The following is a 12344-nucleotide window of genomic DNA, read 5'->3' on the forward strand; positions in this document are numbered from 1 at the left end:
CAAGACATGTCTACTCTCGAGATCAAGGATCTGCACGTCTCCATCGAGACCGAGCAGGGCGTCAAAGAGATCCTCAAAGGCGTCACCCTGACCATCAATTCCGGTGAGATCCACGCCATCATGGGCCCCAACGGCTCCGGCAAGTCCACCCTGGCCTCCACCATCGCCGGACACCCGCGGTATAACGTGACCTCCGGCACCATCACCATGGACGGCGAGAACGTGCTGGACATGGCAGTCGATGAGCGCGCACGTGCGGGACTGTTCCTGGCCATGCAGTACCCCGTGGAGGTTCCCGGCGTCACCATGACGAACTTCCTGCGCACCGCCAAGACCGCCATCGACGGCGAAGCCCCGAAGCTGCGCACCTGGGCCAAGGATGTCCGCTCAGCCATGGAGAAGCTCAAGATCGACGCCGACTTCGCGAACCGCAATGTCAACGAAGGCTTCTCCGGCGGTGAGAAGAAGCGCGTGGAGATCCTCCAGCTCGAGCTCTTCAAGCCCAAGTTCGCCGTCCTGGACGAGACCGACTCGGGTCTCGACATCGACGCGCTGCGCGTAGTCTCCGACGGTGTGAACCGTGCTCAGGAGTCTAACGACATGGGCACCCTGCTGATCACCCACTACACCCGCATCCTGAACTACATCAAGCCCGACTACGTGCACGTGTTCGTGGACGGACGGGTGGCAGAGCAGGGTGGGCCGGAGCTGGCCGACGAGCTCGAGGCCAACGGCTACGATCGTTTCCTCGCCCCCGCCCAGGCCTGAGCACCGTGTTCGATCCAGACACCATCAGGGCTGATTTCCCGCTGCTGGGCCGCACGGTCCGCGACGGGAAGCCCCTGGTGTACCTCGACTCCGGAGCCACCGCGCAGAAGCCGCAGCAGGTCATCGACGCGGAGCTGGCGTTCTACGTCCAGTCCAACGCGGCGGTGCACCGCGGCGCGCACCAGCTCGCCGAGGAGGCCACCGAGGCCTATGAACTCGCACGGGCCGCGGTCGCGGACTTCGTCGGTGCCGCCGAGGACGAGATCGTCTGGACCAAGAACGCCACCGAGGCGCTGAATCTGGTCGCCCACGGCTTCCTGAATGCGAGCCTCGCAGCAGGTGCCGGCGCCGACGGCCCCGCTGCGGATGCCGTCAGTGCCGCTGCGCGGGATCGCTACGCGCTGCGCCCGGGCGACGAGATCGTCGTCAGCGAGGCCGAGCACCATGCAAATCTTGTGCCGTGGCAGCAGCTGGCGGCGAAGACCGGCGCCACGCTGCGCTGGATCGGGCTGACCGAGGAGGGACGTCTGGATCCGGAGACCTACTCGGTGATCGGGCCGCGTACCCGGATCCTCGCGATCACGCACGCCTCGAACGTGACCGGGGCGATCACGGATGTCGCACAGCTCGTCCGCCGCGCGCGGGACGTGGGAGCCTATGTGGTGCTCGATGCCTGCCAGACAGCGGCCCATATGCCGGTGGATCTGCACGCGCTGGGCGTCGACTTCGCAGCCTTCTCCGCGCACAAGATGGTAGGCCCCACGGGCGTCGGGGCACTCTTCGGCAGACGAGAGCTGCTGGAGGACCTTCCGCCGTTCCTGACGGGCGGCTCCATGGTCGAGGTCGTGACGATGGAGTCCACCAGCTTCATGCCGCCGCCCCAGCGCTTCGAGGCGGGCACCCAGATGGTGGCCCAGGTCATCGGCTTCCGGGCTGCGGTCGAGTACCTCGGTGCACTCGGGATGGATCAGGTCGCAGCACACGAAGCGGAGATGGCCCAGCTGATGATCGACGGCATCGCGGGCGTTCCGGGGGTGCGTCTGCTCGGGCCGCAGGACTCTGCTGACCGTCTCGCCGTCGTCGCCTTCGAGGTCGAGTCGGTCCACCCGCACGACGTCGGGCAGGTGCTGGACAGTCTCGGCGTGGCCGTGCGCGTCGGGCACCACTGTGCGCAGCCCATCCATCGCCGACTAGGAGTCCACGCCTCGGCTCGAGCCTCTGCCGGGGTCTACACCACCGCGGGCGACGTGGAAGCCTTCATCGCAGGGCTCCACGAAGTCCGCCGGTTCTTCGGGCTTGCTGAGTCCGCCGCACCCGCCGCCCGAGGAGATGCGTGATGGCAGACGCCATGGAGCAGCTCTACCAGCAGGTCATCCTTGATCACGCACGCGCGCGACAGGGTGAGGGTGAGCTCGCTGAGTACGGGGGAGAGTCTTTCCAGCTCAACCCCACCTGCGGTGACCAGGTCACGTTGCGCGTGCAGCTCGACGAAGCCGGCGACACGATCCAGGCGCTCGGCTGGACCGGGCAGGGCTGCTCGATCTCCCAGGCCTCCCTCTCCGTGATGTATGAACTCGTGATCGGCGAAACGGTCACCCGTGCGGCCGAGCTCGGCGAGCACTTTCGCGAGCTGATGGCGGCACGAGGACAGGAGCTGGATCCGGCACGGCTTGAGGCGCTCGAGGATGCCTCGGCCTTCACCGGAGTGGCACGGTATCCTGCACGTATCAAATGCGCACTGCTGGGCTGGATGGCCCTGCGGGATGCGCTTGCCCAGGCTCAGGTCCGGGCATAGTGTCCCGACCGATGACGTTGCACCAGACAAGATCGACGAAAGACCACCGAAGCAGCTACCCGATAGGGAAAGGAGAGCGCCATGAGTGACGCTGTCGCAGCGGCCCAGACGCCGCTTGAAGATGTTGAGGAAGCGCTCAAGGAGGTCATCGACCCGGAGCTCGGCATCAACGTGGTGGACCTCGGTCTGCTCTACGGATTGAACTATGCCGAGGATGGCGCCCTGCTGATCGACATGACGCTGACCACTGCGGCCTGCCCACTGACCGATGTGCTCGAAGAGCAGGTGGGTCAGCACGTCGGCACCATGGTCGACGAGTGGCGGCTCAACTGGGTCTGGATGCCGCCGTGGGGTCCGGAGAAGATCACCGACGACGGCCGCGAGCAGATGCGCGCGCTGGGGTTCAATATTTAAATTTGAACAAATTCTCCGATTGCTATTCTCCTGGAAAAAACATTGACATAGGCTATGGCGATCAGGTGCCTTTCATGTCTGGACCCTGAACCAGACAAAAGGTGGCCTGCGCCAGGAGCAGCCATGTCAATGTCAACACGTTTTCTGGGTCGGCGGTCGGAGCTCGAAGTGATCGCGGCGGCGGCGGAGGCCGTTCACACCTCCGTCGCCCCGCGCTTCGTCCTCATCGAAGGCCCACCGGGAGTGGGGAAGACCTCGTTGCTCAACGAGGCAGTCTCCCGTCTGCCCGGATGGTCACGTTCGAACGTGTACCTCGATCCTTCGGACCGCGAGATTCCCGGATACGCGGCCACCCACCTCTTGCGGAAGCCCCAGCGCTACCGTGCGCCCTGCGATGTGGAAGAGCTCGCTGCGCTTGTCCAGGAGCAGGCCGATGCCATCACCGAGCCCGTGGTCCTTGTGATCGAGGACATGCAGTGGGTGGATCCGCTCTCCTCGGATGTGATCTACCAGACGATCCGCGAGATTGAGGACATCCCGATGCTCTCGATGGTGACTGCGCGCGCCACGCAGCACCCCGAGATGCATCGGCTCATCCGCTTCACCGAGACCGCCGGTGAGGCGCTGCGCATAGTTCTGGAGCCGTTCACCCGGTCCGAGGTCCGTGAGCTGCTCCAGGAGCATACGGGGCTGCCGATCAGCAGCAACGTGGCGGCGCGCGTCCACGATGTCACAGGGGGCTTTCCCGCCTTCCTCGACCACGTCATCGACAGGCTCACCAGGCTCGACGATATGGTCACGGCAGAGGCCCTGCAGGCGGCGCTGCGCGAGTTGGAGCGCGGAGAAGGACCAGCGGAGGCGCAGCGCCTGCTGATCCGGCAGGTCTTCGAAGAAGCCTCCGAGAGCGTGCAGCAGATGCTCGCCCTCCTGGCGTTGGCGCGCTATCCCCTCTCCGTCCATGAGATGAGCACTCTGCTCGGGGTCGAGTCACTCGACGTCGAGGCGCTCAGGAACTCCAACCTGGTCCAGGAAGAGATGATCTCAGGGCGCTTCTCGCTCAAGTACAAGGTCTTTGAACGCTGCCTGGTCGCGGATCTCGGCCGTGACCTGCGCGTTGATCTGCAGATGCGACTCTCCCGGGTCGAGGCTGGATCAGCCTCCGCGCGTCACCGAGCCGAGGCTCTGCTCATGGACCCAGGCGTGGAGATGCCGGCGGACACGGTCGAGGCTCTTGTCGATGCCGCCCGCACCGCCAGCCGAAGCGGTGACACTGCCCAGGCGCTTGAGCTGAGTCGGCTCGCCTTCGAGGTGGATCGCTCCGGCAGCACGCTTGAATGCCTGACCTTTGCGGCGATGCGAGCCGGGACCAAGATCGACGTGGACGCGACCGTCAGCTGGGCGCAGAGTCACGAGGTGCACCCCGTGCTGCGCCGGGGCCTCTTGGGGCGCGAGAGCCTGATCCGCGGAGATCTCGAGGCCACACTGGGCTTTCTCGCCGGCGGCGTGGACATCGAGGCCGCGACGCCCAAGGCTCTGCTCTGCTACGCCGACACCGTGCTGCAGGCCTCACGCACCTCGGGTCTGCGCGGCTCCTACTGGCATCTGCTCCATATCGCCGCCCGGACAGTGCAAGCCCTTCTGCAGCTGGAAGATCAGATCCAGGCCGAAGACCCCAGTGTGCGCACCCGAATTGCCACACCCGAACAGCTCTTGGCGGAGACCCGCGGCCTGCGCGTGAGTCTGCAGCTCTGGCAGTCGCTGGAAGGCATCGAGGATGTCCAGCCTCAGTCCTTCTCCCGAGATGTCCAGAAGCTCCTGGACGAGGTGCGGATGGTTCCGGGAACGGAGTCCGCGCAGATGGCGCTGCTGGTGGCCCGCGGGGCCGTGCTGCGCACCGCAGGCCACCCATCGGAGGCCTATGCCGACCTGACCACCGCCATCGAGAACTGGCCCGGGCGAAACCGGCGCTCATTGGCGCAGGCCGAGGTGCATATGACGTATCTGTTGTTCGAGGCGGGGCTCTGGACCGAGGCCCAGATCATCGCCGAGGCCGCCGCATCGGAGGTTCTCGACGTCAGCGAGGACAACCTGGCACCCCTGGCTTTCAATGCGGTGCACCTTGTGCCCGCCGCACGAGGGCACCGCGAGACGCAGAGCTGGTCCTTCGACTTGCGCGCCCATGTGGGCCGAGTGTCCGATACGAGCCTGGGTCGCGCAGGACGCGGATACGTGGACGCCTGGGCCGCCACTGCGGACCAGGATCATGAGAAGGTCATCAGCAGCATCCTGGGCATGCAGGTCGAGTTCAGCATCTGGTCCCGTGCGGCCACCTCGGCGGTGTTGCTGGGCCGCGCCCTGCTGCACAGTGGGCGGTCCCAGGCGCTGCCGGGACTGATCACCAAAGTTCGCGCTGATGAACATACCTCCGCCGCGCACCGTGACTACGTCCTGCGCCACCTGCGCGGTCTGGCCGCCTTAGGGGCCGGCAAGCACGCTGCCGCCCACGAGCACCTGATCGCGGCAATGTCAGCGATCACAGCGGTGCCCGGCCTCAAATCAGCACATATTCCGGGGGATGGGGGAGCGCTGAGCATCTACCGGGGTCTTCTGGCCCTGGACCTCGGTCACTGTGTGATCCAGGGGCTGGACACGCTGCAGGACAAGGCGGAAGAGACGGCGGAATGGGTGCTGTGGGCGGCGTCGATGTTCCAGGGTTGCGGCGCAGAGGGGCTCTTCCATCAGGCCGATGAGCTCTTCCGCACCTTGCGCAAGTCGACGACGGGACAGGGTGCCCGGGAACGACCGCGCCTGGTCGACCTCCCCGAGGGGCTCAGCTCCAAAGCGCGGTTTGCGCTCACCGCACTCACGACCAGAGAGCGGGAGATTGCGCTGATGGTCGGCCAGAGTCTGACGAATAAGGACGTGGCCGAGGAACTGGTGCTCTCCGTGCGTACCGTCGAATATCACGTGGCCAATGCCTTGGGAAAGCTCGGTCTGGATTCCCGTCATGCGCTTCGTCGGATGCTCCAGGTCGAGGAAGAAGACGACCTGCGCAGTGCATAACTGCTTATGGGTGGCCTGAGTCACATTCATTGATTCTCGACCACGGGGAAACACGGGGGTTCCCCCGTAGTCCCTGCGGGGGTTCGTTCACCCCCGTGATGCGAAGCATGGATCAGCACCTAGCGTGAGGCTCGCACCGTGATGGATGCCCCACCGTTCCAGGGGCGTCCTACCCGGTGACTTCTGACCACGCACCGGGAAAGTTGTCACACATGAATATGCAAGATTACCTGCGCATCTGCCGTCGGCGATGGGCCACCATCCTCCTCACATTGGCCCTCGCCGTGATCGGCGCAGCGGCCACCTACCCGTTTCAGGCGATCACCTACGCCTCCACGACCAAGGTCTTCGTCTCGGCCTCCAGCGGCGCGGATCTGGCGCAGCTGCAGCAGGGCAGTTCATTCGCGGAACAGCGCGCTGCCACCTACGCCGATCTCGTCAGCACGCCCGCCGTCCTGGGCCCCGTGGTGCAGTCGCTCGGATTGTCGACATCGGCCACTGCACTGGCAGACGATGTCGAAGCCCAGGCCCTCGCCGACACCACGCTGCTGGAGATCACCGCAACAGCCGGCTCGGCGCAGCAGGCGGCGGACATCGCCGATGCCGTCGTCACGAGTCTGCAGAACGTGGTCGATGAGATCGAGACCTCGCTCGAAGGCAGCCCTGTGGGGGACTCGGGAATCATGGACCTTGCGGTCGTCCAGGCCGCACAAGTGCCGACCACCCCGGAAAGCCCGCGACTCGATCTCACTCTGGGAGCAGGAGTGGCCATCGGGCTCATCCTGGGCATCGGACTGGCCTTCCTGCGCGAGGCGCTGGACACCACGGTCCGGCGTCCCGAAGACTTCGCCCCGCTCACCGTGGCACCCCTGCTGGGTGTGACACGGCGAGAAGGCGGCGGCCGAGAAGCCCGCCGGCGCAAAGGCCGAGGAACGGCCGATACCGCTGCGGCATTCCGTGAGATGCGAATGCGACTGCGCTTCGGTGAGTCCTTCAGTTCACCCAGCTCCTATGTCATCACCAGCTCGGTGGAGCGCGAGGGCAGGACGACAGTTGCGGTCAACCTGGCCCGTTCCCTCGCCGAGGGCGGTCGAAAGACCCTGCTCATCGGGGCCGACTTTGAGAACCCAGATCTGTCGGAGTGGCTCGACATGGACATGGAGCACGGGGAGACCGGCGGTCTGCGGGACGTGTTGGGAGGCACCGTCTACCTCGAGGACGTCATCATCCCCGGAGTGGAGGATGGACTTGACGTGATCCTGCCCGGCGCCCGCGAAGACCAGAGCATGGAGCCTGCGAGTGTGGAGAAGGTACAGGCCCTTCTGGAGGCCTGTGCCGAGAACTATGACGTGACCATCATCGACACACCAGCCCTTCTTTCGGTCTCTGACGCCGCGCTGCTGGCGCAGATCACCACAGGGGTGATCGTGGTGACCCGCTATGGCACCGCGACTCGAGCTCAGCTTGCCACCAGCTTCGAGCTGCTTGCCCGCGCTCGGGCTCGGGTCGTGGGCTTGGTTCTCGTCGGGGTGCCCATGCGCGGCCCGGACAGCCTGCAGGAACGTCGTCAGCGTCCGTCACGACGCACCCGCGGGGAGCTGGATCCCGCGGGCAGCCCCCGGCTCACGGTCGGGCAGAATGTGCCCGCCGGCCCGCGTCGGCTCTCCGAATCAGAGTCGAGTGCATCGACCGCCGAGTCCCGGAAGAACCGAGTCGTGGTGCTCCCTCGGGAGAGGGGGTGATTCGCGGTGATGTCGAGGGTGTGGCAGACCGCTCCGGTGCGCCCAGCGGTGGCCCGAGACCCACGCGCGCGGATGGTCGACATCCCGGTCTGGCTCCAGCGGCTGCTGTATCTGGCACTCGTCGGGAGCGCATTGGTCAGCGTCATCTATGTCGGCGAGTTCTCGCCGCTGCCGATGACCGCGATCCTCGACGCCTGGGTGCTGCTCCTCGCCGCCTGGATCTTCGTCCGAGGACGGATCAGGGCGCACCTGATGCTGGTTGTCCTGGCGGCGTATGTCGCCACTCGCATCATCGGGGCGCTCCTCGAGCAGCCGCCGCTGGAGGATCTGCTCCAGGCGCATCGGTGGTTGGTCTACCTGGTGGTGTTCGCCATGGCGCGCGGCCACCGATGGAGTCGCACTGATCTTCTGCACCGGTTGGCCTGGTGGTTGATCGCGCTGGCGACCATCAAGTCGATCCTCACCACCGCGCTGCTCGGCCCCGACGAGCGCCCGGGGCTGTTTCTGGAGAACAATTTCGAACTCGCACTCTTCACCGCATTGGCAGCCGTGGTGCACCGGCAGAACGCTCCATACCGATTCTGGCTGGTCGTCCTGCTCGGCGTCCTGACAGTGCTCTCCGGTTCCCGCAGCGGGGCGCTGACCTATCTCGTGCTGGTGGTCTATGCGCTGTGGAGCAGTCGCAGCTCCGATGTGTTCATGAAGTACCTCGCCAGCCTGATTCCGCTGGCCGCGGCTGCCCTGCCGTGGTTCGTCTTCCAAGCTCGGGCCGCTGAGTCTCGGGTCATCGATCGGGTCCAGTTCTTCGAGGTCCTGCAGAAGGAGACCGCGAACTGGGGGTGGATGCAGCGGCTCTTCGGAACCCCGCCGATCACCCCGCTCTCGGCCGGTGCCTGTGAGGATCTCTCTTACTACGAGAGGCTGTTCTCCTCCGCCGGGGACGGTCAGTGCTACTCGGTGATCCTGCACTCCTTCGCCATGCGTCTCTACTACGACGGCGGTGTCCTTGCCCTGCTGCTTGCGCTGCTCGTCCCGGTCGTCGTCATGCACATGTCGCGCGTGTCATGGACGCTGATCATCGTGCTGATGTCCATCGCGACCATCAACAGCCTCTCGGTCAGTGGGCTGAACAATCCGTATGTGGCACTCCCGATCCTCCTGGCGGTGCTCACCGCGCCGAATCTGAAGACGAGTCCGCTCCGGTCGGAAGCGCCGCCGAGAACGCCGCAACAACCATTTGTCCCGCTCGAAGGAGCCTTTCGATGACCGTGATTCCCACCGTGAAGGTGCCGCTGCTGGGCGTGCGCGTCTCACCGCTGCGTCGTCAGGAGCTGCTGCGTCACATCCATCGCGCCGTCCTCGAGCGCCGCCGCCTGGTCGTAGCCGGCCATAACCTCCACTCGGTCTACCTCTGGCACCACCTCGCGGAGGTTCGGGACTTCTACGCCCATGCCGGTGCTGTGATCATCGATGGCATGCCGCTGCTCGCGCTGTTGCGGTTCTGGCCCGCGAGGAGTCACCGGCGGGCAGCGGCGCAGCCTGAAATGGCGGACGGGGCGCCGCCCCATGCAGTCGCGAAGCTGGACCCACCGGCGCTGTGGAGCGCCCAGCATCGCCTCGGTTCGACCGACTGGCTGGATGGGCTGACCACACTGGCCGGGATCACGCGAGTGACCGCACTGGGGGGGACGACCGAGGCGGCCGCTGCCGCGCAGAAGTATTTCGAGTCCCTCAACGGTGATGTCTCATGGCAGTCGATTCCCGCAGACCCATGGTGCGACAAGGATCTGGCCCTTGTGATCGAACAGATTCGTGCTCATGACCCTCAGGTCCTGCTGATCGGGATGGGCATGCCGCTTCAGGAACGGATAGCAGACGAGCTGTCGCATCTGCTCGATGTTCCTGTGATCGCCACCGTGGGTGGCGCGCTGGACCAGCTGGGCGGCGTCCAGTCGCTTGCTCCTCGACAGGTCGGCGCCTGGGGTTTCGAATGGCTCTGGCGCCTCGCCTCTGATCCTCGGCGACTCAGCGGCCGCTATCTGCTGGAGCCGATCAAACTGGCAGCGCTGCTGGTGAGGAGGACCCGATGAACGCGGCACCACTTCCCCTGATGAGTTCGGCCACGGACGCTCCGACCCTGGACTACAGGGCGCTGCACCGCAGTTCTCCGCGGCGTCGAGACGCGCTGACTGCCGTCATTCCGACCGTGGGAAGGATATCCCTCAAGCGCGCGGTGCGCTCGGTACTGCGACAGACTCTTCCGACCACGGCGCTGGTCGTCCTTGATCGTCCTGACAGAGAAGAACAGGTGAAGAGGCTCCTGGCTGGTCTCCCACATGTGCTGGTGCTCACCCCAGGGGGTCTGGGCGCGGCAGCAGCCCGAAATCTGGGGGTCCAGTCCGCTGAGACCACCCACGTTGCATTCCTCGATGACGACGACGAGTGGGTCGCCGAAAAGTCCGCCATGCAGCTCGCCGTGGCAGGCGACGACAAACTGGTCAGTTCACGCTCGCTGCTGATCGGAGCCACGAGCCGAGTCGTTCCGGAACAGCTCTACCAGCCTGCCGGCCGCTCGAGGCCCTCAGTGGTGGATTACGTGTTTGACCGCTCCACCCTGCGCCTGCGACGGCACTTCATGCAGACCTCCTCGCTGTTGTGCAGCCGCGAGATGGCGCTGCAGGTGGCATGGGACGAGCAACTCACCCGGCATCAGGACTGGGACTGGGTAGGACGAGTGGAGCGCGCGGGCCACCCGTTGCAGATGCTCCCGGAGGTTCTGGTTCGAGTTCATCAGGGGACCCACGGGTCGATTTCGCGGACCCCTGACTGGCGGGCCAGCTCGGCATGGGTCCACTCGTTCGGCGCGGAGATCGACGACCGCGCGCGGGCCGACTTCCTGACATCTGTGGTGGCCCGCGATGCCTTCGCCTCGCGTGCCTGGCTCGCAGGTGCTCGTCACCTCACACAGGGGCTCCGAGCGAAACCTCACCCGGCGGCCGTCCTTGTGGGTCTTTCAGGTGTGGTGCGGGCGGTCAGTCGTGGAAGCTGAGACACCTCTCGCCAGCGCGTCTCCCGACACAGGGCGGGCTGAAGCCCTCGAACCGGGGGAGTCTGTGAAGCAGCGAAGCTGGACCACGATGCTCCTGCGCACGGCCGGAATGCGCGCCGCCGTGCTCCCCATCAGCGGTGCCTGTGCGCTGACCTCGGCGGGGCTCACCGTTCAGTACGCAGGCGTCCTCGCCTTTGGATTCATCATCATGATCGCCCAGCTGCAGATTGCACTGCCCTTCGCCGACCTTGGGCTGGGAGCGGCCGTCGCACGGGCCGTGGCCCGGGCCAGCAAGGGCCGTGAATCCGTGGCCGAAGTCCGGATCCTGGTCCGGCGGACCGCTCTGGTGCTGGCGGCGGTGGGGCTCGGCGGCACGACTGCGGCGACAGTGGCAGGCGTGTACGGGCTCTGGTCCTCATTCTTCCAGGTGCCGGACGGGCTGGGGCCGCAGGTGGATCTCGTGATGAGCCTCGTGCTCTGCATCTTCTTCCTGGGTCTCCCCATGGGGCTGGCGGCCCGAGTGCTGATGGGCCGGGACCGCACAGACCTGCTCGTGCTGCTCGGTCTGATCCCTCCCATCGGCAACCTCCTGCTGGTGCTGCTCCTCATCGGAGCCGAGGCGCCCCCGATCTGGCTCGCGGTGGGGCTTCCGGTGAGCACCGTGACGTATGTGGCGATCTGTGCTTCGCTGGCGTTCCTGCACCCACGGATCGGACTCAAGGGTCTCTATGCCGAGAGAGCCGATGACCAGCAGGCAGGCAGTTCCGGGACAGAGGAGAGGTTCCTGGTCGCGGTGCGCCTGATTCTGCTCGGGGGCCTTCCGGTGCTCCTGGCGATGGCCGGACGGGCGCTGTCGGAGCAGCACGGAAGACTCGTGCTGGCACGGGTGGCGACTGCCGCAGACGTCAGTGAGTACGCCATGGCCCTGCAGCTGTACATGCCGGTCTACTCTGTGCTCTTCATGTCTGCCATGGTGCTCTGGCCTCGGTTCGCCGTCGACCCGGACATTGCGCTGTGGCGGCGGGCCAATGTGATGTTCCTCGGACTCGGGCTGGCCGCTGCACTCGGCTTCGCGCTGCTGACCCGCCCTGTGTCGAATCTCGTCACCGGAGGCGATCTCGTCCCGTCCTGGGGCGTCGTCCTGGGCATGGCGACGGCGCTGGTCGCGCAATCCATGTATCTGACCCAGGCCAACCTGCTCACCGATCGGCGTGGATTCTGGCGACAGGCGGCCATGTCCTTGACGCTGCTGGCGCTGGTCATCCCCGGGACGGTTCTCGGAGTCCGACTCGGACTGGGTGCGGCGGCCCCCGGCATCTCGATGGCCATCGGCGTGATCGTCGCCGAAGTCATCCCGGGACTGATCATGGCCCACCGAAAAGTCAACAGGCCGCCTCACGACACACTCCCTTCCGACGCTGAGTCTGCACCGGCTCAGCGCAACCCCGTTCAAACGAAAGGCAACCGCCGTGAACCCTCCGTTCTCCAGCCTGTCAGGCCGCGCTCCTGACCC

At 65.8% G+C, this 12344-nt stretch carries 10 protein-coding genes; all 10 read left to right on the forward strand.

Features of this window, described 5'->3' with window-relative positions:
* Window positions 1-6 precede the first annotated feature (6 nt).
* On the forward strand, window positions 7-768 hold the full coding sequence (gene sufC / locus IY716_RS00950; protein ID WP_218219798.1) for a Fe-S cluster assembly ATPase SufC: 762 nt from the start codon (window positions 7-9) through the stop codon (window positions 766-768).
* A 5-nt stretch (window positions 769-773) separates the two neighbouring features.
* Window positions 774-2105: a SufS family cysteine desulfurase gene (locus IY716_RS00955; RefSeq protein WP_369699541.1), complete on the forward strand. Its 1332-nt coding sequence runs from the start codon at window positions 774-776 to the stop codon at window positions 2103-2105.
* Entirely contained in the window at window positions 2105-2563 is a 459-nt protein-coding gene (gene sufU / locus IY716_RS00960; protein ID WP_218219799.1) for a Fe-S cluster assembly sulfur transfer protein SufU, read from the forward strand. The genes IY716_RS00955 and sufU overlap by 1 nt, the downstream gene beginning before the upstream one ends.
* A gap of 81 nt (window positions 2564-2644) precedes the next feature.
* Window positions 2645-2977, forward strand: a complete 333-nt coding sequence (locus IY716_RS00965) for a metal-sulfur cluster assembly factor (RefSeq protein ID WP_192590342.1) — start codon at window positions 2645-2647, stop codon at window positions 2975-2977.
* A 129-nt stretch (window positions 2978-3106) separates the two neighbouring features.
* Window positions 3107-6040: a LuxR family transcriptional regulator gene (locus tag IY716_RS00970; protein WP_218219800.1), complete on the forward strand. Its 2934-nt coding sequence runs from the start codon at window positions 3107-3109 to the stop codon at window positions 6038-6040.
* 212 nt (window positions 6041-6252) lie between these two features.
* Window positions 6253-7782, forward strand: a complete 1530-nt coding sequence (locus tag IY716_RS00975; RefSeq protein WP_218219801.1) for a polysaccharide biosynthesis tyrosine autokinase — start codon at window positions 6253-6255, stop codon at window positions 7780-7782.
* Between the two features lie 9 nt (window positions 7783-7791).
* Window positions 7792-9048, forward strand: a complete 1257-nt coding sequence (locus tag IY716_RS00980) for a hypothetical protein (protein WP_218219802.1) — start codon at window positions 7792-7794, stop codon at window positions 9046-9048.
* On the forward strand, window positions 9045-9872 hold the full coding sequence (locus IY716_RS00985; RefSeq protein ID WP_218219803.1) for a WecB/TagA/CpsF family glycosyltransferase: 828 nt from the start codon (window positions 9045-9047) through the stop codon (window positions 9870-9872). Before IY716_RS00980 ends, IY716_RS00985 begins: the two co-directional genes overlap by 4 nt.
* Window positions 9869-10831 (forward strand): glycosyltransferase family 2 protein, encoded by a 963-nt coding sequence (locus tag IY716_RS00990; protein WP_218219804.1) that lies wholly within the window; start codon window positions 9869-9871, stop codon window positions 10829-10831. Before IY716_RS00985 ends, IY716_RS00990 begins: the two co-directional genes overlap by 4 nt.
* Window positions 10832-10895: 64 nt before the next feature.
* Window positions 10896-12341, forward strand: coding sequence for a hypothetical protein (locus IY716_RS00995; protein WP_218219805.1), 1446 nt, complete (start codon window positions 10896-10898; stop codon window positions 12339-12341).
* Window positions 12342-12344 lie beyond the last annotated feature (3 nt).

This window comes from Nesterenkonia sp. Act20, from assembly GCF_019173455.1.
GTDB lineage: Bacteria > Actinomycetota > Actinomycetes > Actinomycetales > Micrococcaceae > Nesterenkonia.

Bases quoted from the DNA above. Each gene is read 5' to 3' on its own strand.
- IY716_RS00985 (WP_218219803.1), top strand. From the start codon at position 9,045: ATGACCGTGATTCCCACCGTGAAGGTGCCGCTGCTGGGCGTGCGCGTC.
- IY716_RS00975 (WP_218219801.1), top strand. From the start codon at position 6,253: ATGAATATGCAAGATTACCTGCGCATCTGCCGTCGGCGATGGGCCACC.
- sufU (WP_218219799.1), top strand. From the start codon at position 2,105: ATGGCAGACGCCATGGAGCAGCTCTACCAGCAGGTCATCCTTGATCAC.
- IY716_RS00980 (WP_218219802.1), top strand. From the start codon at position 7,792: ATGTCGAGGGTGTGGCAGACCGCTCCGGTGCGCCCAGCGGTGGCCCGA.
- IY716_RS00970 (WP_218219800.1), top strand. From the start codon at position 3,107: ATGTCAACACGTTTTCTGGGTCGGCGGTCGGAGCTCGAAGTGATCGCG.
- IY716_RS00965 (WP_192590342.1), top strand. From the start codon at position 2,645: ATGAGTGACGCTGTCGCAGCGGCCCAGACGCCGCTTGAAGATGTTGAG.
- sufC (WP_218219798.1), top strand. From the start codon at position 7: ATGTCTACTCTCGAGATCAAGGATCTGCACGTCTCCATCGAGACCGAG.
- IY716_RS00990 (WP_218219804.1), top strand. From the start codon at position 9,869: ATGAACGCGGCACCACTTCCCCTGATGAGTTCGGCCACGGACGCTCCG.